Below are 21,337 nucleotides of genomic sequence, written 5' to 3'. Positions count from 1 at the left end.
ATATTTTAACGCATTATCGCTGGAAAGAGTACAGTTTTATTCATTACATCATATAAACCTTTTTGGGTTATTCGAATATATGGTAAATGAGTGGAGGTAAAAAATACAATTGTATAAATTGGGTCCTCATAACGATAACCTCTGTCCTTTATATATTCGAATAGTTCTTTTTCTTTTTCAATTAATTCTTCCATCGGCATGGAAGCCATCATCCCTCTTAATGGCAAAGGAATTTCTATATCAATCTTGCCGTCTTTCACTAAGACAATCCCTCCGCCTATTTCTTTTAATCGTTCAAATGCGGTTATCATATCTTTTTGACTTTTTCCTAATAACACAATATCTCCATCACCTGTATAAGAACTAGCCATTCCTCCAATTCTATTGGAGAAGCCCTTTAATAAAGTATTGATTCGCCATTCTCCTTCTCGGTCAATCAACATGAAATAACATTCATCATGTTCCTCTGTCAGAATAGTATCAGAAACATTAATGGAAATGGAATATGGCTTTGTAATGACGGCATTTTCCAAGCTTATTCCAAACGGCATCGAAAATTGCATATCAAGACTATTTACATTCCACTTTATATCTAATGGACTTAAATCAAACTGTTTCCAATCAACAGGAGGATACGCCTCTTTCATTTCTTTGCCATCTTTTTTCACCCAAATTCCTTTGGCTAATACAGAAACAGGAGTTGGATTTTTTTTATCCTTCAGAAAGTTGATATTTGCGACTCTTCCAGTTGCAATATTCCCATGCAAATGTTCCATTCCATGATATTTAGCGATATTAATGGTTGCCATATTATAGGCATCTATTACTGGTACGCCATGATTCATCGCAATCCGAATAAGCTGATCAATATGACCATTTTCATAAAAGGAAGAAGGAGATCCATCTGTTGTTAACATAAAATAATCATAATGTTCAATTCCCAATTCTTTTATTTCCTTTAATAATTTCGGTAAATCTGGGCGAATAGACGAATAACGAAGACTAACTTTGTATCCTTGGAGCAAACGATTTAACACTTCTTTCCCTGTCATTGCTTCATGATCACTATCCACTCCGAGCAACATCAATTTGGCCAGTGTTTTCTCCGATGCTCCTGGAAAATGTCCCTCAATTCTTTTTCTTAATCTCTTCGTCTCCTGCATCCAATGAAGCATCATATCGTCACCATCGAGAAGCCTCGGCCATCCCGTTAGCTCTCCACCTTGAATAACTGCCTCATGCTCCAGCCAACTTTTTACATTCCCATGAGAAAATACCAGTTCTTCCTCTTGTAACTCTGTTTGAGCATCATACCTGCCCCACCATAATATGGTGGAAGGAATATCATTCATAAAGTTCAAAAAAGTAAACGCTTTCTTTTTTTCTAACTGCATAGCCAATACTAAGTTATCATTTATATGTGTCGTTGTTCCAAATTGTGATGTATATCGGGCTAATGTTAGGGGATTATAAATTTGAAAAGGATGCGCATGTGGTTCAATGTACCCTGGAACTAAAAAAAGATTAGTGCAATCAACAATTTCTGCTCGATCTATTTGTTTGGGCATATCGTTGCCCACATAAATAATTCTATCTTGATATATCCATATATTAGCAAGAAACCACTTTCGTAAGACCTGATTTAAATAAGTTGCATTCTTTAAAACGATTGAAGGGGATTTTTCACCATTCAAAATGGATACATGGTCACGCAAAACTTTGTTTTTCCATCGATATCGTTGAGCTAACACTACGCTTCCTCCCTTTTCATATCTGTAACCTGTATATAAAAAAATGTAACAATTTTTCTTTATTTATTTGATGAAGAAATTGTATGGAATTTCCTAAGATTAACATTATTTTACCATATAAAGTAACAATTCATATTACCGTTTTGTTAAATTTATGTAGGAGGAACGAAACTTATGAATCCAAAACAAAATATAAGTTTGATTAACGCGCTTATTCGAATTACTTGCGGCTTTACATTTCTCGCATGGAGCACAGCAAAAATGGCCAAGAAGCCTTATAAACAATCTTATTTACTTATTGCTCTACTTGCTGGAATGAAAATTGCAGAAGGGATTGTTCGTTATTGTCCAATTGTTGCTCTTTATGAGAAAAAGGATGCAATTATGCCAAAATCCGAGCACAGCCATTCTAAAAGTAAAGGTTCCAATATACCTTCATCTGGTAATAGTAAAACCACTAAATCTGCTTCGTCATCTAAGGAAGTTGCTGAGATGATGGAACAATTTAGTCCAGAGAAAATATTTTCCCCAGATGATATGAAAAAATAATCACTACATGGGCTATCCAAGAGATTGGATAGCCTTTATCTCTTACTGATTATAGGTTTAGGATTACTTGGATGTGGTAAATGCATAACAGAAATGAACGAAGGAGCTGATCAAATGACAAATCCGAAAAATCCACTGGATCTATACTATAACGATAACTTTCCAAAACAATATCAGGAGCCTCCTGGTGTCCAAGCTAAAATGGACCCCCAACCTGACTGTGGAGAAACTAGCTATCAAGGATCTGGTAAATTAAAGAATCGAAAAATATTAGTTACCGGTGGCGATTCTGGAATTGGGCGTGCAGCTGCCATCGCTTATGCTCGTGAAGGTGCAGATGTAGCGATTAACTACCTTCCAGAAGAACAAGAAGATGCTGATGAAGTACAAAAGCTAGTCGAAGCAGCAGGGCAAAAAGCTGTTCTTATACCTGGAGATTTAAGTGATGAAAGTTTCTGTAAAGACTTAGTGGACAAAGCCTATAATGAGCTTGGTGGACTCGATGTATTAGCTTTAGTTGCAGGTAAACAACAAGCAGTTGATGATATTATGGAACTTTCTACAGAGCAGCTACGAAAAACTTTCGAAGTAAATGTATTCTCTCTCTATTGGGTAGTGAAAGCAGCACTTCCATACTTACCAAAGGGAGCTTCTATTATCACAACTACGTCTGTTCAAGGCTATAACCCTAGCCCAAATTTACTAGATTATGCTCCATCTAAATTTGCTATCAATGGCTTTACTCGTGGACTTGCCAAGCAATTAGCATCTAAAGGAATCCGGGTAAACTCCGTTGCTCCAGGCCCAATTTGGACTGCCTTACAAATTACAGGCGGACAGCCAAGTGAAGCCATCCCAACGTTCGGTCAGCAAGCTCCATTAAAACGAGCAGGACAACCAGTCGAACTATCTAGTATTTATGTTTTCTTAGCATCCGATGAATCTAGCTATGTTACCGCACAAATATACGGTATAACAGGCGGAATTGAATTAGCATAAATTTTAAAGTGGAAGTTCTTTCATTGCCTATGTTAATGGACTAAGAGGAGCTTCCTCTTTTCCTTTTAGCCTTCTTTTTCTGCTTCCGGGCACAGAGAGCCTTTCTCTATTGCCTTTCACTATATATACGTATGTTATCCAATTAACATACTAAAATAACAAAAAATCCCCATATGCAATCAACAAAGTTCGCATACAGGGTTTTCTTCTTATTTTATTGCTTTAAAGCCAATGTCTTTTCGATAAAAAATACCATCGCTTTCTAATTTCTCTAGTTCCTTATATACTTTATCCTGTGCCGCTTTTAATGTACGGCTCTTAGCAGCAACTAACAAAACACGTCCGCCATTCGTGGTAAATGCACCAGTTTCACTTAGGTCGGTTCCTGCATGAAAAATAGAGACATCCTCCATTTTATCTAATCCTTGGATAACCGCACCTTTTTCATATGCCCCTGGATAGCCTTTTGCCGCAATGACTACTCCTAGCATATCCTCTTCATACCATTCAATCGATGGAGTTTCTCCATTTAAAATAGATAAAATGACTTCCACTAAATCGGACTTCATACGTGGCAAGATAACTTGTGTTTCTGGGTCCCCTAGTCTTGCGTTAAACTCAATTACTTTGGGACCTTTATCTGTTGCAATTAAGCCAGCGTATAAAATACCTGTAAACGTTCTGTCTTCTGCTATCATTGCTTTTGCAGTTGGTTTGACTATTGTTTCAATGGCAGTTTGCACGATTGCCGGATCAATATGTGGAACAGGAGAATAAGCCCCCATCCCCCCTGTATTTGGCCCTTTATCTCCGTCAAAAGCACGTTTATGATCTTGCGCAATTTCTAACGGAATCACAGTTTCTCCATTCACAAAGGACATTAAAGAAAATTCTTCTCCGGCTAAAAACTCTTCAATAACGACTGTTGCAGATGCACTTCCGAATTTTTCACCAACAAGCATTTCCTGGATGCTTTCTAGTGCCTCTTCCAGGTTCATAGCCACGGTTACACCTTTTCCTGCTGCTAATCCGTCTGCTTTAATAACAATTGGTGCACCCATTTCCTCAATATATGCTTTCGCCGCCTCATAATCCGAAAAGGTTTGGTATTCCCCTGTTGGAATTTGATATTTCTTCATTAAATCTTTTGCAAAAGATTTGCTTCCTTCTATTTCTGCGGCACGTTGATTCGGACCAAATACTTTTAAGCCAGCTGCTTGAAATGCATCTACTACACCCAGAAGTAACGGTACTTCTGGGCCGACAATGGTTAAATCAATCTTTTGCGTAAGTGCAAAATCAACCAGTTTTTCGACCTCTGTTTCTTCTATTGCAACACGCTCTGCCACATCAGTCATTCCTACATTTCCTGGCGCTACAAAAACTGTTTCAACTTTTTCACTTTCGCTTACTTTTGTACAAATCGCATGCTCCCGACCACCGCGGCCAATAACAAGTACTTTCATTCTTTTATATCCCCCAAGCTTTCAAGATATTAATGTTTGAAATGTCTTACTCCTGTTAATACCATTGCAATTCCGTATTCATTGGCTTTTTTGATGGAATCTTCGTCACGAATACTTCCACCTGTTTGAATAATTGCTGTTACTCCCGCTTTTGCAGCCGCTTCAACCGTGTCATCCATCGGGAAAAATGCATCTGATGCTAATACTGCCCCTACTGCTTTTTCTCCTGCTTGCTCTAAAGCAATTTTTGCAGAACCAACACGATTCATTTGCCCTGCACCGACACCTAGCGTCATTTCTTTGTTATTTACTACAATGGCATTTGACTTAACGTGCTTCACAATTTTCCATCCGAATTTCAGCGCTTCCCACTCTTCGTCTGTAGGCTTCTTGTCTGTAGGAATGGTGATGGTAGCATCCTCTAGAGAATAGCGATCAAAATCTTGTGTTAATAATCCACCCTCAATCGAAGTGAATTTCATTTCTTTGCTGCTCCCTGTTCCAAAAGGAATCGTTAATAAACGGATATTTTTCTTTGCTTGTAAAATATCTAATGCTTCTTGGGAATACGAAGGAGCAATTACTATTTCTAAGAAAATTTCATGCAGTTTCCTAGCTGTCTCTGCATCTACTTCTCTATTTAATGCAATAATCCCGCCAAAAATAGAGACTGGATCTGCTTCATATGCTTTAGAAAAAGCTGTGAAAATATCTTCGCCTGTCCCAACTCCACAAGGATTACTATGTTTAATCGCAACTGCAGCAGGATCTGTAAATTCTTTTACAATTTGGATAGCAGCATCTGCATCATTGATATTATTGTAAGACAGCTCTTTTCCGTGCAGTTGCGTTGCATTTGCAATCGAAAATTCAGATCCTAAAGGCTTGCGGTAAAAGGCTGCCTTTTGATGTGGATTTTCTCCATAGCGTAAAGATTGTTTTAGTTCATATGTAACCGTTAATTTCTCTGGTGTTTCCTCTTCCGTAAGCTCTGTCATATATTCTGCAATCATCGCATCATAAGCAGCTGTATGACGGAACACCTTTGCTGCAAGTCTGCGTCTCGTTTCAAACGATACTTCTGCTTTCTGCTTTAATTCCGAAATAACCGTTTGATAATCAACAGGATCAACCACTACTGTTACATACTGATGATTTTTTGCCGAGGCACGAAGCATTGTTGGTCCGCCAATATCAATATTTTCAATTGCATCTTCTACTGTTACATCCGGCTTCGCAATCGTTTGTTGAAAAGGATATAAATTAACACATACAAGTTGAATTGGATCAATCTTATGCTCTTCTAATTGAGCAGCATGACTAGGCTCATCGAATTTAGCAAGCAATCCTCCATGAATATAAGGATTTAAAGTTTTCACTCTACCTTCTAGGATTTCAGGAAAGCCAGTGACTTCACTAACACTCATTACAGGAATCCCACTATCTTGAATTGCCTTTTTTGTTCCGCCTGTCGAAATTAACTCAAAACCTAATTCATGAAGCTCTTTTGCAAAATCTGTAATACCTGTTTTATCAGAAACACTAATTAACGCTCTTTTTTTCATTATTATTCCTCCTGATATTTCATGCCTGTTGATTACGTACTTATTAATGAAATGCTTCTGCTTTATGGAGCAATTGTTGAATTACCTTTGGATATAACTGGTGCTCTAACGCCTGGATTTTTTCTTGCACGCTTTCCCTAGTATCTTCTTCAGTTAAGGTAATGGATTCTTGCGCAATAACGGGACCGGTATCCATTCCTGCATCCACATAATGAATCGTAATGCCCGTTTGCTCGACCCCTGCCTCTATTGCTTGTCCTATGGCATCCTTGCCTGGGAAAGATGGCAGAAGAGATGGATGAATATTGATTATTTTTCCTGCATAAGCTTGTAAAAGTGTGTCGCCTACTAATCTCATATATCCTGCAAGAACAATTAAATCAATTTTATTCTTATCTAAATGCATTAAAATTTCTTTTTCATACTCCGCTTTTTCTGGATAATTCTTCGCTGCAAAAACAAAGGTGGGAATTTCTTCTTTCATCGCTCTATCAATCACATAAGCTCCTGGTTTATCTGAAACTAATAGAGTAATAGAGGCATTTAATTCGCCTCGTTTCACTGCATTTATTATTGCCTGAAAGTTAGATCCATTACCAGAAGCAAAAACAGCAATCCGCTTCATATACATTCCTCCGCCTTTATTTGAGGATGATATTTATTTCCCCGTCGTCTGTTACTCTTCCAATTGTATACGCCTTTTCTCCTATTCGAGTAAAGTGATCAATGATCTGTTCTTCGTCCTCATTGCTTACAGCAAGAACCATTCCCGTTCCCATATTAAAGATGTTATACATCTCTTTACGATCGATTTCGCCAATTTTCTCCATTTTTTCAAAAACAGCAGGTACTTCCCAATTAGCTTCGTCCAATTCCATTCCCAAACCATCTGGAAGCATTCTTGGAATATTTTCGATAAATCCTCCCCCAGTAATATGAGCGAGACCTTTAATTTCAAATTCTTTTAGAGCAGAAAGAACGGGCTTTACATAAATTCTAGTCGGCTTGATTAACTCTTCTCCTAATGTACAGCCGAATTCCTCGATATAATCAGATAAAGACATATTCGCTTGTTCGAAAAATAATTTTCGCACTAGAGAATAGCCATTGCTATGAATACCGTTAGAAGCAAGACCAATCAAGACATCCCCTGCCTGGATTTTTTCACCTGTTACAATTTTTTCTTTTTCACAAGCTCCCACAGCAAATCCTGCTAGATCATATTCTTCTTCCTCATACATGCCCGGCATTTCAGCTGTTTCTCCGCCAACCAACGCACATCCGGCTTGCTCACAACCGTCTGCAATTCCTTTGACAATGGCCTCGATTTTACTAGGCTCAGCTTTTCCACAAGCAATATAGTCAAGGAAATAGATTGGTTCTGCCCCTTGGACGACGATATCATTTACGCACATTGCCACAGCATCAATTCCAATCGTATCGTGCTTATCCAGCATAAAAGCAAGCATTAACTTTGTTCCTACCCCATCTGTCCCCGATACCAAAACGGGGTTTTGTAAATTTAGAACAGATAAATCAAACATGCCGCCAAATCCGCCTAATCCCCCCAGAACGCCTGGGCGAATCGTTTTCTTCACATGCTTCTTCATTCTTGTTACTGCCTCATAGCCTGCTTCTATATTAACGCCTGCTTGTTTATAAGCCTCAGCCATTTTATGCCTCCTAAATTGTGATAATTCAATGGAAAAGCGACATCATCGCATGCCGCTTTTCTTTTATTTACCGTTATTGTTACACTTTTTCATATGGATGATCAGCGTTCGGATAAATTTCAGTTGGGTACTTGCCAGTAAAGCAAGCTAAACAATGCCCTCTATTTTCTCCATCATCTGTACGGCCAATCGCATCAATCATTCCTTCTGTGCTTAAGAAGATAAGAGAATCAGCACCAATTATTTCACGAAGTTCTTCAACGGAATATTTCGATGCTATTAGCTCTTCTTTAGTAGATGTATCAATTCCATAGAAACAAGGATTTTTAATTGGTGGAGAGCTGATTAATACATGCACTTCTGTTGCTCCTGCTTCTCTTAGCATCGTTACAATACGTCTACTTGTTGTACCACGTACAATAGAATCATCCACCATTATTACTCTTTTCCCTTCTACCACTCCCCGAACAGCCGAAAGCTTCATCTTGACACCTTGCTCGCGAAGGGATTGCGAAGGTTGAATAAATGTTCTGCCAACATAGCGATTTTTAATCAGTCCAAGCTCGTACGGTATTCCTGTTGCTTCCGCATATCCGATTGCTGCAGAAATACTAGAATCAGGTACTCCCGTTACTACATCTGCTTCAATTGGTGCTTCGATTGCTAATCTTTTCCCAAGATTTTTACGCGCAGTATGGACATTGATCCCATTGATGTTGCTATCAGGTCTGGAAAAATAAACATACTCCATTGTACACATTGCAATATTAGATGCGACAGAAAACATCTCTGAACGAAAGCCATTGTCATCAATGATCAACAGTTCTCCCGGCAAAATATCACGAACAAACTCTGCTCCTACGACATCAAAGGCGCATGTTTCAGACGCAACAACATAAGCATCTCCTAATTTCCCTAAAGAAAGAGGACGCATTCCATTTGGATCTAAGGCAACCATTAATTCTGTTTCCGTTAAAATAAGAAAAGCATAGGCACCTTTAATCATTGTCAGTGCATTTTTCACTCTTTCCTTAAAAGCCGCAAAGCCGCCTCTTCTAATTAAATGTGCAAGCACCTCTGTATCAGAGCTTGTTTGAAAAATACTTCCTTGTGCTTCTAGCTGGCTTTTTAAAGCTGTCGCATTTACTAGGTTTCCGTTGTGAGCAAGTGCCATACTTCCGCTTTGGAAGTGGAACAGAAGAGGCTGGACATTTTCATAGCCTCCTCCTCCTGCTGTTGCATAACGCACATGACCTATTGCTGCTTTTCCACTTAATTCTTTTATTGCTTCTTGCGTGAAAATTTCAGAGACTAATCCCTCTCCCTTGATTCCCTTTAATTTTTCACCATCTGTTGCTACAATGCCAGTGCCTTCTTGACCACGATGCTGTAAGCTATGCAGTCCATAATATGCCAATTGAGATGCATCCTCATGTCCCCAGACACCAAAAATGCCACATTCCTCATTTAACCCTCTTATTTCAGCAAGCATGGAATTGCTCCTCTCCAGGCGTTCGTTAATGAATCAACCTGCTCATTTACTAGAATAGTTTCCCCTTGGCTAATGGTAAGAACGGCTGTATCTGTAACTTCTCCTACTAGTGTAGCAGGAACTAATTTTTCAAAAGTCTCTTTGTTTTCTGGTTTAATTGAAAGCAAGAAACGTGATTGTGATTCACTAAAAAGTGCTGTTACAGCATCTTCTGTAACATTTACTTTTGCTCCTAAGCCTTTTGAGCTGATTAAGCTTTCCGCAACAGCAACTGCTAACCCGCCTTCAGCTAAATCGTGAGCAGATTCTACAACGCCTGCACGAATTGCCTCCAGCACTGCTTGCTGATACGTTTTTTCAAGCTCTAAATCTAAGGAAGGTGCCTTGCCAGAAATAGTTCCTTCAAGCATTTTTTGCAGCTCACTTCCGCCAAACTCTGCTTTTGTTTCCCCGAGCACATAAATTAAGTCACCAGCAGATTTAAAGCTTTGTGTAGTAATGTCTTTCGTATCCTTTATTAATCCGACCATGCCAATGACAGGAGTAGGATAGATAGCTGTTCCATTTGTTTCATTATATAAAGAGACATTCCCGCCGATTACTGGTGCATTCAAAGCTAAGCAAGCTTCACTGATTCCATCTGCCGCTTTTTCAATTTGCCAGAAAATCTCTGGTTTCTCTGGATTTCCAAAATTTAAGTTATCTGTAATGGCAAGTGGTTCTGCCCCAGAACAAACAATATTACGTGCTGCTTCTGCTACTGCAATCTTGCCGCCTGTTTCTGGATCTAAGTATAAATATCTTGCATTACAGTCCGTTGTCATCGCTAATGCCTTTTTCGTTCCGCGAATACGTACTACAGCTGCATCAGAACCTGGCGCCACTACTGTATTCGTACGAACCATATAGTCATATTGATTATAAACCCACTCTTTGCTTGCAATTGTAGGCTGTTTTAACAGATTAAGAAGTGTTTCTCCATAGTTATTTACGGTAGGAATATAGTTTTCCATTGCTTGGAACTCGCGATAATATGTTGGTTCACTAGATGGCTTATGATAGACAGGAGCATCCTCTGCTAAAGCATCTGCAGGAACATTTGCTACTATTTCTCCTTTATGAAGAAGACGAAGCATTTTATCATCTGTTACAACACCAATTGCTACTGCTTCTAAATCATATTTATGGAAAAGATCTTTAATTTCTTGTTCTCTTCCTTTTTTTACGACAATCAACATACGTTCTTGTGATTCAGAAAGCATCATTTCATAAGCAGTCATTCCTGTCTCACGCTGTGGTACTAAATCTAAATTCATTTCAATACCAGAGCCGGCTTTACTCGCCATTTCTGCACTAGAGCTTGCCAGTCCTGCAGCACCCATATCCTGAATACCAACTAATGCATCTGATTGAATCAGTTCAAGACATGCTTCAAGAAGAAGCTTTTCCATAAATGGATCCCCAACTTGTACTGCTGGACGCTTTTCATCTGAGTTCTCTGTTAATTCCTCAGATGCAAATGTCGCACCATGAATACCGTCACGTCCTGTTTTGGCTCCAACATACATCACCGTATTCCCGACACCATGCGCTTGGCCTTTTTTAATATCCTCATGATTAATTAAACCAACACACATCGCATTTACAAGAGGATTTCCAGCATAGGAATCATCAAATGCAATTTCTCCACCAACTGTTGGAATCCCTATACAGTTACCATAGCCAGCAATTCCAGCAACTACTTCTCTAAAAAGATATTTTGTCCGTTCATTATCTAATTCACCGAAGCGTAAAGAGTTAAGAATAGCAATTGGTCTTGCTCCCATGGAGAAGACATCACGGATAATTCCACCTACGCCTGTTGCAGCACCTTGATATGGTTCTATAGCAGATGGATGGTTGTGACTCTCGATTTTAAACGCAACCGCTTGACCATCGCCAATATCTACAATTCCTGCACCCTCGCCAGGCCCTTGTAACACTTGAGATCCTGTAGTTGGGAATTTTCTTAATACTGGCTTCGAATTTTTATAACTGCAATGTTCTGACCACATAACAGAAAATAACCCAATCTCCGTATAGTTAGGAAGACGGCCAAGAATTCCTTCTACCATCGCAAACTCTTCATCCGTCACACCCATTTGTTTGTAAATTTCTTCTGATTTAATTTGTTCTGGACTTGGTTCAAGCATTAACGACATTTGCTTCCCTCCACTGACTAACGATTGATTTAAATATTTTCAGACCATCTGCTCCACCTAATAGCTCATCTACCGCTCTTTCTGGATGTGGCATCATGCCAAGGACATTTCCTTTTTCATTTGTGATTCCCGCAATATTTTCTAAACTTCCGTTTGGATTTGTACCATTATAAGTAAAGACAATTTGGTTGTTTGCTTTTAAGTTTGCTAATGTTTTTTCATCACAGTAGTAATTCCCTTCTCCATGCGCAATTGGTACTGTGATTACTTCATTTACATCATATTCAGAAGAAAACATTGTACGATTATTCACTACTTGCAGTTCAACTGGCTTACAGATAAACTTTAAGCTTTCATTTCTTCGCATTGCGCCAGGCAGTAAACCTGCTTCTAATAATATTTGGAATCCATTACATACACCGAGAACTGGTTTGCCTGCTTCTGCTGCTTTCACTACTTCTTTCATTACATTACTGAATCTTGCAATTGCTCCTGTACGAAGATAGTCACCATATGAGAATCCCCCAGGCAGCAAAATTCCATCAAAGCCTTCTAAGCTGTCTGTATCATGCCATACGTATTCTACTTCTTCCCCAAGCTCATCTTTCACCGCATGGAACATATCAACATCACAATTGGACCCTGGAAATACGATTACTGCAAACTTCACTGTGCAACAACCTCCTCCACCTCATAGCGGTAATCTTCAATCACAGTATTAGCAAGTAACTTTTCGCACATTTCCTTCACTAGTTCATCGATATTTCGTTCTGATTTATCAATCGTTAATTCTAAGTACTTCCCGATACGGACATCTTCTACTTGTTTATAATTTAATGAATGTAGGGATCCTTTTACCGCATTTCCTTGTGGATCTAATACACTTTCTCTTAATGTGATATATACTTTAACCTTAAACATATTGACTTCCCCCTAGTCTCGCTAAAATATTTTCATATGCATCTGTTAAATTTCCTAAATCGCGGCGAAATACATCTTTATCTAATTTCGCATTTGTTTCTTTATCCCAAAGGCGGCATGTATCTGGCGAAATTTCATCAGCAAGAAGAACATTTCCCTCTTTGTCTTTGCCAAATTCTAATTTAAAATCAACTAGGTTAATTCCCAATTCTCCAAACAACCTGCATAATACTTCATTTACTTCCAATGCCTTCTTCTTTAAAATGGCAACTTCCTCTGTTGAGGCAAGCTTTAATTCTTCGATATGGTCCTCCGTAATCATGGGGTCACCTAATGCATCATCTTTGTAGTAAAACTCAACTAGCGGTTTTGATAACGAAATCCCCTCTTTTATTCCTAATCTTTTTGAAAAACTGCCTGCTGCTAAATTTCGAACAACTACTTCTAACGGAATAATGTCTACTTTTTTCACAAGCTGTTCTGTTTCTGACAATTTTTTCACGAAATGCGATGGAATACCAAAGTCTTTTAACTTTAAGAATAATAAACTAGTAATCTCATTATTTAATCGACCTTTGCCTGTAATAGTTGCTTTCTTCTCTCCATTAAAGGCAGTAGCGGAATCCTTATATTCCAGCCAAACTATATTCTCATCCGAAGTTTCATACACTCTTTTTGCTTTTCCTTCATACAATAAAGCTCTCTTTTCCATTTGAAGAGTCTCCTTATCAAAAAAATTAGGGATAAAACGAAAAATTCTAACTTGTAATTCCTTACTCAAAATTCGGTATATTCTGTTTTCATAATTTATAGTAGAGCTGTCATTTTATGTGACAGCTCTTATTTTTTTATAGGCCAAGACGATCAAAAATCGTATCAACATGTTTAATATGGAAGTGATAATCAAAACAATCATCAATCTCTTCTTTTGTTAACTTAGAAGAAATGACTGCATCATTATCCACCAGCTCACGGAACGGTACTTGCTTTTCCCATGATTCCATTGCTCTAGGCTGTACAGTATCATACGCCTCTTCTCTTGTAAGCCCCTTATCAATTAGAGCAAGTAATACTCGTTGTGAGTAAATTAAGCCAAGCGTACGATCCATATTACGTTTCATATTCTCTGGGAATACAGTTAAATTTTTCACGATATTGCCAAAACGATTTAACATATAATTTAAGGCAATTGTTGCATCAGGAATAATGATTCGCTCTGCAGATGAATGAGAAATATCTCTTTCATGCCATAGAGGAACATTTTCATAGGCAGTCAGCATATAGCCACGTATAACACGAGCAAGACCTGCCATGTTTTCTGAACCAATTGGGTTACGCTTATGCGGCATAGCCGAGGAACCTTTTTGTCCTTTGGCGAAAAACTCTTCCACTTCTCTAGTTTCACTTTTTTGCAGTCCACGAATTTCCACTGCAAATTTTTCAATAGATGTAGCGATTAATGCTAGTGTTGACATATAATCCGCATGACGATCACGCTGTAATGTTTGCGTAGAAATCGGAGCTGGCTTAATCCCCAATTCTTTACATACATATTGTTCTACAAAAGGATCAATATTTGCATAAGTTCCAACTGCACCAGAAATTTTGCCATATTCAATTCCTTCAGCAGCTGCCTTAAATCTCTCAAGGTTACGTTTCATTTCCTCATGCCATAAAGCAAGCTTTAAACCAAAAGTAGTTGGTTCTGCATGCACCCCATGTGTACGCCCCATCATAACGGTGTATTTATGCTCTTGTGCTTTATTCTTCAGAATTTCAATAAAGTTCTCTATGTCTTTTAACAAAATTTCATTTGCTTGTTTAATTAAGTAGGAAAGTGCTGTATCTACAACATCTGTAGAAGTTAAACCATAATGCACCCATTTTCGTTCTTCTCCAAGCGTTTCCGATACCGCTCTAGTAAATGCTACAACATCATGTCTTGTATCCATTTCTATTTCTTTAATACGCTCGATATCAAAAGAAGCATTTTCACGGATTTTTTTTACATCCTCTTCTGGAATCTCACCAAGCTTTACCCAAGCCTCACATGCTAAAATTTCTACCTCTAACCATGCTTTAAAGCGATTTTCCTCTGTCCAAATGTTTCCCATTTCGGGTCTTGTGTAACGATCAATCATTGTTTATCCTCCGATTTTTTCTTTCTGTACCTTCCATATGTGCGTATTCTCGATTTCATCCAAAGCCATTTCAACAGAAGAACGAAGCAAAGTAGCATGCCCCATCTTTCTATTTTCTTTAGGATCCTGTTTTCCATAAAGATGAATCTTCCAATCCTGTAACTCAGGAATTTGTCCGATTACCTTTCCTTGGTGCTGACCGAGAATATTAACCATAACAGCAGGTCTTAATAATCTAGTGCTTGCTAACGGCCAATTGCACACCGCACGGATATGCTGCTCAAACTGTGAAGTCTCGCATGCCTCAATTGTATAATGCCCAGAGTTATGTGGTCTAGGAGCCAACTCATTAATATAAATCTCTTCATCCTCTGTCAGAAACATTTCTACTGCTAATGTTCCTACTAAATCTAGATTTTCAGCAAGCTTACTTGCCTTTTCTATCGCTAAGTCCTTTGCTAAGTCACTAATGCGAGCTGGAACAATTGATTCATGCAAAATATTATTAAGATGAATATTTTCACTAACTGGAAAAACAGTAGCTTCTCCCTTTCCACTTCTAGTGATAATAACTGATATTTCCTTATTAAAAGAAATCCATTTTTCTAATACACAGACTCCATTGTTCAAAAGTTTTTCCGCTTCTGCTATTTGACTGCTTTCTTTAATAACATATTGGCCTTTTCCATCATAACCTCCACGAGCCGTTTTTAAAACAGCTGGATAGCCTAATTCTGCTAATCCATTATAAATATCCCTTGCTTTCTCTACCACAACATATGGAGCTATATTAATATCAGCCTGTTCGATTGCCTTTTTTTCCTTTACCCGGTCTTGCGTTATTTCTAATAAAGCTGAACCCTGAGGAACATACGCATTATTGGTTAGCCATTTGAGACAAACCGCATCTATATTTTCAAATTCATACGTAATGACATCACTAATCTCTGCCAGCTTCTTAATAGCAGATAGACTATCATAAGCATCTACTATTTTATAATCAGCTATCTGCCCACAAGGAGAGTCTTCAGTCGGATCTAATACAGCAATTCTAAACCCTTGTGCTTTTGCCGCAATTGCCATCATCCGCCCTAACTGACCGCCACCTATAATGCCAATCGTCTGCCCTGGTAAGATTACTCGATTAGACAAGCTCATCACTACTTTCCATCACTTCTATTTTTGTTCTTTCTCTCATGGAAAAAAGTCTTTCTGCTAATTCTAAATCTGAAGCACCAAGGATTTGGGCTGCAAGAAGTCCTGCATTAGTTGCCCCAGCTTTTCCAATTGCTACAGTAGCTACAGGAACTCCTCCAGGCATTTGTACAATTGACAATAATGAATCCAGCCCATTTAAAGCTCTTGATTGAACAGGAACTCCTATAACAGGCAAAGTTGTCTTAGCTGCAACCATCCCTGGAAGATGTGCTGCTCCTCCTGCACCAGCAATAATTACTTTAATTCCTCTATCTCTCGCGCTTTCGGCATATTGAAACATTAAGTCAGGAGTACGATGAGCAGAGACTACCTTTTTCTCGTAATCTACTTCCAGTTGATCTAATATGCTGCAAGCATGCTTCATTGTTTCCCAATCTGATTTACTCCCCATGATAATACCAACTGATGCGGTCATGCTCTCCCCCCTGATTCCTATTTAAAAAGCCCTAGACAGAAAACTTCTTCACTAAAAGAGAGAAAGTTCTGTCCAGAGCTTAAATAAACCTGAATAAAGTAGGTTTCTACTTTTTTCAGCTCTTTTTCATTCACTTTCCCTCATAGTCCAGTATTTTACGGTTACCGGGTAGAAACTTATGGGCCATATTCCCATTATTATATGAGGGCTATTTAATTAAACATTTAATTCGTTTATCTGTTAGTTAACACTATACCATCTTAACAAGCATATTTATATATTGTCAACACTAAATGTCGAACAATTAATATAGTTTTATTTTTATTGTTCGTGATTTAACCTTCTAACTGGATAGCTTCAAAGATTATTTGCTGTGACACAGGCTCATAAGACATTTGACCATTTACCTTTACTTCTTTAAAAACAGGCTTTTCCATCCGCTTTATTGGCATATAGCCTTCCTGTTTCATTCTGTCTAAACAGTCATCAATCGACTCATTTGTTTGCACTTCAAATCTTTTTTTCTTACTCATTAAATAACTTTCCTTTCTTAACACTTTTCACCCAGAACCCGCCATAAATTGTTTTAGGCTCATATGCAATTATAAATGCCTTTGGGTCTAATTCTTTAATTGTTTGATATAATTTTAATTCATATTTTCGAGGAGTCAATATCTGCAAAGCCATACGGTCGCCTTCTAATCCTTGTGCAGTCCACGTTGTTACTCCATATCCCTGTGTTCTTAAGGACTTCGGCAAATCTCGATCATATTCCTTTGTAATAACATTTACTGTTATATATCCTAAAGCCAGTTTTTCCTCGATCTTCATCCCTACAATGACTCCTATTCCATAACCAATAGCGTAGGCAAGCAAGTTTTGAATTTGATCTAAATTATCTAAAACCAGCCCTAATCCAATAACATAAATGACTACCTCAATCATACTGATGAAGGCAGCTAAGTATCTTTGTCCCTTTAAAGTTAAAATCATTCGTATCGTAAAAAAAGAAACATAAACAATATTAATTACAAGAATAATCAATATCATTGTAACACTATTTTCAAGCATGTACTTTCTCACTCCCAGATGTATTAATAATTCCTATATTATACTTATAATTACCTAATTAGAGAGAAGTAAACAATCTTACATCCACATCTAGAAGACAGATAAATCAGAAAAATTAATATATTATAGTAGAAAGTAGGATTTTTTTATTTCCTATCTAAATTAATCCCTAAAATCAGATTTATAATTCAAATAATATTTAGTATAGAAAAAAAGACCTAAAAGCATATTGCTTTTAGGTCTTTTAGTGCCTGGCGACGTCCTACTCTCACAGGGGGAGAACCCCCAACTACCATCGGCGCTGAGAAGCTTAACTTCCGTGTTCGGTATGGGAACGGGTGTGACCTTCTCGCTATCGCCACCAGACTATTTATTTGTGAGGTTATTCCCTCAAAACTAGATTATGAAGTAAAAGAAAGAATGAGTAATCAGTATTGTCCAGCTCCAACGCCGATAAACAGGCGTTTCCGCTTTTCATTTTAGTTAAGTCCTCGATCTATTAGTATCAGTCAGCTCCACATGTCGCCACGCTTCCACCTCTGACCTATCAACCTGATCATCTTTCAGGGATCTTACTAGCTTGCGCTATGGGAAATCTCATCTTGAGGGGGGCTTCATGCTTAGATGCTTTCAGCACTTATCCCTTCCGCACATAGCTACCCAGCGATGCCTTTGGCAAGACAACTGGTACACCAGCGGTGCGTCCATCCCGGTCCTCTCGTACTAAGGACAGCTCCTCTCAAATTTCCTACGCCCACGACGGATAGGGACCGAACTGTCTCACGACGTTCTGAACCCAGCTCGCGTACCGCTTTAATGGGCGAACAGCCCAACCCTTGGGACCGACTACAGCCCCAGGATGCGATGAGCCGACATCGAGGTGCCAAACCTCCCCGTCGATGTGGACTCTTGGGGGAGATAAGCCTGTTATCCCCGGGGTAGCTTTTATCCGTTGAGCGATGGCCCTTCCATGCGGAACCACCGGATCACTAAGCCCGACTTTCGTCCCTGCTCGACTTGTAGGTCTCGCAGTCAAGCTCCCTTGTGCCTTTACACTCTACGAATGATTTCCAACCATTCTGAGGGAACCTTTGGGCGCCTCCGTTACTTTTTAGGAGGCGACCGCCCCAGTCAAACTGCCCACCTGACACTGTCTCCCACCCCGATCAGGGGTGCGGGTTAGAATGTCAATACAGCCAGGGTAGTATCCCACCAATGCCTCCACCGAAGCTGGCGCTCCGGCTTCCAAGGCTCCTACCTATCCTGTACAAGCTGTACCAAAATTCAATATCAGGCTGCAGTAAAGCTCCACGGGGTCTTTCCGTCCTGTCGCGGGTAACCTGCATCTTCACAGGTACTATAATTTCACCGAGTCTCTCGTTGAGACAGTGCCCAGATCGTTACACCTTTCGTGCGGGTCGGAACTTACCCGACAAGGAATTTCGCTACCTTAGGACCGTTATAGTTACGGCCGCCGTTTACTGGGGCTTCAATTCAGAGCTTCGTCTTACGACTAACCCCTCCTCTTAACCTTCCAGCACCGGGCAGGTGTCAGCCCCTATACTTCGCCTTGCGGCTTCGCAGAGACCTGTGTTTTTGCTAAACAGTCGCCTGGGCCTATTCACTGCGGCTCTCGCAGGCTTGCACCCGCAAGAGCACCCCTTCTCCCGAAGTTACGGGGTCATTTTGCCGAGTTCCTTAACGAGAGTTCTCTCGCTCACCTTAGGATTCTCTCCTCGCCTACCTGTGTCGGTTTGCGGTACGGGCACCCTAAATCTCGCTAGAGGCTTTTCTTGGCAGTGTGGAATCAGGAACTTCGGTACTATATTTCCCTCGCCGTCACAGCTCCGCTTATGTGGTAATGGGATTTGCCTCATTACCAGCCTAACTGCTTGGACGTGCTAATCCAACAGCACGCTTACCCTATCCTCCTGCGTCCCCCCATTGCTCAAACGATTTAAAGGTGGTACAGGAATATCAACCTGTTGTCCATCGCCTACGCTTTTCAGCCTCGGCTTAGGTCCCGACTAACCCTGAGCGGACGAGCCTTCCTCAGGAAACCTTAGGCATTCGGTGGATGAGATTCTCACTCATCTTTCGCTACTCATACCGGCATTCTCACTTCTAAGCGCTCCACCAGTCCTTACGGTCTAGCTTCAACGCCCTTAGAACGCTCTCCTACCACTGACATCATAGATGTCAATCCACAGCTTCGGTGATACGTTTAGCCCCGGTACATTTTCGGCGCAGAGTCACTCGACCAGTGAGCTATTACGCACTCTTTAAATGGTGGCTGCTTCTAAGCCAACATCCTGGTTGTCTAAGCAACTCCACATCCTTTTCCACTTAACGTATACTTTGGGACCTTAGCTGGTGGTCTGGGCTGTTTCCCTCTTGACCACGGATCTTATCACTCGTAGTCTGACTCCCAAGAATAAGTATTTGGCATTCGGAGTTTGTCTGAATTCGGTAACCCGATGGGGGCCCCTAGTCCAAACAGTGCTCTACCTCCAATACTCTAAATCTTGAGGCTAGCCCTAAAGCTATTTCGGAGAGAACCAGCTATCTCCAAGTTCGATTGGAATTTCTCCGCTACCCACACCTCATCCCCGCACTTTTCAACGTGCGTGGGTTCGGGCCTCCATCCAGTGTTACCTGGACTTCACCCTGGACATGGGTAGATCACCTGGTTTCGGGTCTACAACCACATACTATTTCGCCCTATTCAGACTCGCTTTCGCTGCGGCTCCGTCTCTTCAACTTAACCTCGCATGTAATCGTAACTCGCCGGTTCATTCTACAAAAGGCACGCTATCACCCATAAATGGGCTCTAACTACTTGTAGGCACACGGTTTCAGGATCTATTTCACTCCCCTTCCGGGGTGCTTTTCACCTTTCCCTCACGGTACTGGTTCACTATCGGTCACTAGGGAGTATTTAGCCTTGGGAGATGGTCCTCCCTGCTTCCGACGGGATTTCTCGTGTCCCGCCGTACTCAGGATACACTCAAGAGGGAACGAAGTTTCGACTACAGGGTTTTTACCTTCTACGACTGACCTTTCCAGATCGATTCGTCTACCCCGTTCCTTTGTAACTCCATATAGAGTGTCCTACAACCCCAAGAGGCAAGCCTCTTGGTTTGGGCTAATCCCGTTTCGCTCGCCGCTACTCAGGGAATCGCGTTTGCTTTCTCTTCCTCCGGGTACTTAGATGTTTCAGTTCCCCGGGTCTGCCTTCAGTACCCTATGTATTCAGGTAAAGATTCTATCCCATTACGGATAGAGGGTTTCCCCATTCGGAAATCTCTGGATCAAAGCTTACTTACAGCTCCCCAAAGCATATCGGTGTTAATCCCGTCCTTCATCGGCTCCTAGTGCCAAGGCATCCACCGTGCGCCCTTTCTAACTTAACTTAGTTTCGACCAAAGATAAGCGGCGTATCTCTTCGTCAGCTTCTTCACTCTGCTCCTCACGTACTGTCGTACGCTCCGGTGCTCGTTCGGTCGCTTCCTTGACCTACTTGCTTCTCTTTGCTCTCCAATCTTTGAAGGAGTATTCGTTTAATACGACTACTTTCCAAAGAAGTAATTCTCTAAAATAGAGAATCTAAGATGGCGATTACTCGGTTTCTTTCTTGGTTCTTACTTTTCATAATCTAGTTTTCAAGGAACAATTTCGGCTAAAGATAAACTTCGCATCTCTTCGTCAGCTTCTTCGCTCTGCTCCTCACGTACTGTTGTACGCTCCGGTGCTCGCGCATTCGCTTCCTTGATCTACTCGTTTCTCTTTACCCTCAAACTTATTACTGTTTTTGAGGAATTGCTCCCTCAAAACTGAACAACCAATCGTCAACAATCTTTGATGGAATGTAAATT

General features: G+C 40.1%; 17 protein-coding genes, 2 rRNA genes and 1 riboswitch. Of the genes, 2 read left to right on the top strand and 17 right to left on the bottom strand.

All coding sequences use genetic code 11. From position 1 onward, the window contains the following. Window positions 1–5: 5 nt before the first annotated feature. Window positions 6–1,751 carry an adenine deaminase C-terminal domain-containing protein gene (locus MHH96_RS08480; RefSeq protein ID WP_047944705.1) on the bottom strand — a complete coding sequence of 582 codons (1,746 nt, stop codon included), beginning with the start codon at window positions 1,749–1,751 and terminating at the stop codon, window positions 6–8. Between the two features lie 174 nt (window positions 1,752–1,925). Between MHH96_RS08480 and MHH96_RS08475 the strand changes: the two genes are divergently transcribed. Further along, entirely contained in the window at window positions 1,926–2,300 is a 375-nt protein-coding gene (locus tag MHH96_RS08475; protein ID WP_082138451.1) for a YgaP-like transmembrane domain, read from the top strand. Between the two features lie 114 nt (window positions 2,301–2,414). Further along, window positions 2,415–3,299: an SDR family oxidoreductase gene (locus MHH96_RS08470; RefSeq protein ID WP_047944706.1), complete on the top strand. Its 885-nt coding sequence runs from the start codon at window positions 2,415–2,417 to the stop codon at window positions 3,297–3,299. Between the two features lie 209 nt (window positions 3,300–3,508). Here MHH96_RS08470 and purD read toward each other — a convergent pair whose 3' ends face one another. The 16 genes from purD to MHH96_RS08390 all read right to left on the bottom strand — a co-directional run bounded on the left by purD (window position 3,509) and on the right by MHH96_RS08390 (window position 20,875). Continuing rightward, on the bottom strand, window positions 3,509–4,765 hold the full coding sequence (purD, locus tag MHH96_RS08465; RefSeq protein ID WP_047944708.1) for a phosphoribosylamine--glycine ligase: 1,257 nt from the start codon (window positions 4,763–4,765) through the stop codon (window positions 3,509–3,511). A gap of 29 nt (window positions 4,766–4,794) precedes the next feature. Continuing rightward, on the bottom strand, window positions 4,795–6,330 hold the full coding sequence (gene purH, locus MHH96_RS08460; protein WP_047944709.1) for a bifunctional phosphoribosylaminoimidazolecarboxamide formyltransferase/IMP cyclohydrolase: 1,536 nt from the start codon (window positions 6,328–6,330) through the stop codon (window positions 4,795–4,797). A 43-nt stretch (window positions 6,331–6,373) separates the two neighbouring features. Further along, window positions 6,374–6,955 carry a phosphoribosylglycinamide formyltransferase gene (purN, locus tag MHH96_RS08455; protein WP_047944710.1) on the bottom strand — a complete coding sequence of 194 codons (582 nt, stop codon included), beginning with the start codon at window positions 6,953–6,955 and terminating at the stop codon, window positions 6,374–6,376. Window positions 6,956–6,971: 16 nt separating this feature from the next. Continuing rightward, window positions 6,972–8,003, bottom strand: coding sequence for a phosphoribosylformylglycinamidine cyclo-ligase (gene purM / locus MHH96_RS08450; protein ID WP_047944711.1), 1,032 nt, complete (start codon window positions 8,001–8,003; stop codon window positions 6,972–6,974). Window positions 8,004–8,082: 79 nt separating this feature from the next. Next, the gene (gene purF, locus MHH96_RS08445; RefSeq protein WP_047944712.1) at window positions 8,083–9,495 is read right to left on the bottom strand and encodes an amidophosphoribosyltransferase; all 1,413 of its coding nucleotides are present in this window, start codon (window positions 9,493–9,495) and stop codon (window positions 8,083–8,085) included. Beyond that, complete coding sequence (gene purL / locus MHH96_RS08440) at window positions 9,480–11,696, bottom strand: phosphoribosylformylglycinamidine synthase subunit PurL (RefSeq protein WP_047944714.1); 2,217 nt, start codon at window positions 11,694–11,696, stop codon at window positions 9,480–9,482. Before purL ends, purF begins: the two co-directional genes overlap by 16 nt. Continuing rightward, complete coding sequence (gene purQ / locus MHH96_RS08435) at window positions 11,680–12,366, bottom strand: phosphoribosylformylglycinamidine synthase subunit PurQ (RefSeq protein WP_047944716.1); 687 nt, start codon at window positions 12,364–12,366, stop codon at window positions 11,680–11,682. Before purQ ends, purL begins: the two co-directional genes overlap by 17 nt. Then, window positions 12,363–12,617: a phosphoribosylformylglycinamidine synthase subunit PurS gene (gene purS, locus MHH96_RS08430; RefSeq protein ID WP_047944717.1), complete on the bottom strand. Its 255-nt coding sequence runs from the start codon at window positions 12,615–12,617 to the stop codon at window positions 12,363–12,365. Before purS ends, purQ begins: the two co-directional genes overlap by 4 nt. Then, complete coding sequence (gene purC / locus MHH96_RS08425; protein ID WP_047944718.1) at window positions 12,610–13,329, bottom strand: phosphoribosylaminoimidazolesuccinocarboxamide synthase; 720 nt, start codon at window positions 13,327–13,329, stop codon at window positions 12,610–12,612. The genes purS and purC overlap by 8 nt, the downstream gene beginning before the upstream one ends. Before the next feature lie 136 nt (window positions 13,330–13,465). Next, window positions 13,466–14,758 (bottom strand): adenylosuccinate lyase, encoded by a 1,293-nt coding sequence (gene purB, locus MHH96_RS08420; RefSeq protein ID WP_047944719.1) that lies wholly within the window; start codon window positions 14,756–14,758, stop codon window positions 13,466–13,468. 3 nt (window positions 14,759–14,761) lie between these two features. Continuing rightward, window positions 14,762–15,916, bottom strand: coding sequence for a 5-(carboxyamino)imidazole ribonucleotide synthase (gene purK, locus MHH96_RS08415; protein WP_172885216.1), 1,155 nt, complete (start codon window positions 15,914–15,916; stop codon window positions 14,762–14,764). Further along, window positions 15,903–16,391, bottom strand: coding sequence for a 5-(carboxyamino)imidazole ribonucleotide mutase (gene purE, locus MHH96_RS08410; RefSeq protein ID WP_047944720.1), 489 nt, complete (start codon window positions 16,389–16,391; stop codon window positions 15,903–15,905). Before purE ends, purK begins: the two co-directional genes overlap by 14 nt. A gap of 123 nt (window positions 16,392–16,514) precedes the next feature. Continuing rightward, a riboswitch (purine riboswitch) is annotated at window positions 16,515–16,616 on the bottom strand. Window positions 16,617–16,726: 110 nt separating this feature from the next. Beyond that, window positions 16,727–16,924 (bottom strand): NETI motif-containing protein, encoded by a 198-nt coding sequence (locus MHH96_RS08405; RefSeq protein ID WP_047944722.1) that lies wholly within the window; start codon window positions 16,922–16,924, stop codon window positions 16,727–16,729. Continuing rightward, on the bottom strand, window positions 16,917–17,462 hold the full coding sequence (locus tag MHH96_RS08400; RefSeq protein ID WP_047944723.1) for a DUF2179 domain-containing protein: 546 nt from the start codon (window positions 17,460–17,462) through the stop codon (window positions 16,917–16,919). The genes MHH96_RS08405 and MHH96_RS08400 overlap by 8 nt, the downstream gene beginning before the upstream one ends. Window positions 17,463–17,711: 249 nt before the next feature. After that, window positions 17,712–17,828 (bottom strand): 5S ribosomal RNA (rrf, locus tag MHH96_RS08395). A gap of 113 nt (window positions 17,829–17,941) precedes the next feature. Next, window positions 17,942–20,875, bottom strand: a 23S ribosomal RNA gene (locus tag MHH96_RS08390). Between the last annotated feature and the right edge of the window lie 462 nt (window positions 20,876–21,337).

This window comes from Niallia sp. FSL K6-0212 (assembly GCF_038007605.1).
In the GTDB taxonomy this organism is placed as follows: Bacteria; Bacillota; Bacilli; order Bacillales; family Cytobacillaceae; genus Niallia; species Niallia circulans.
The sequence above is the reverse complement of the archived record's forward strand: the minus strand, read 5'-3'. Positions and strand labels throughout refer to the sequence as shown.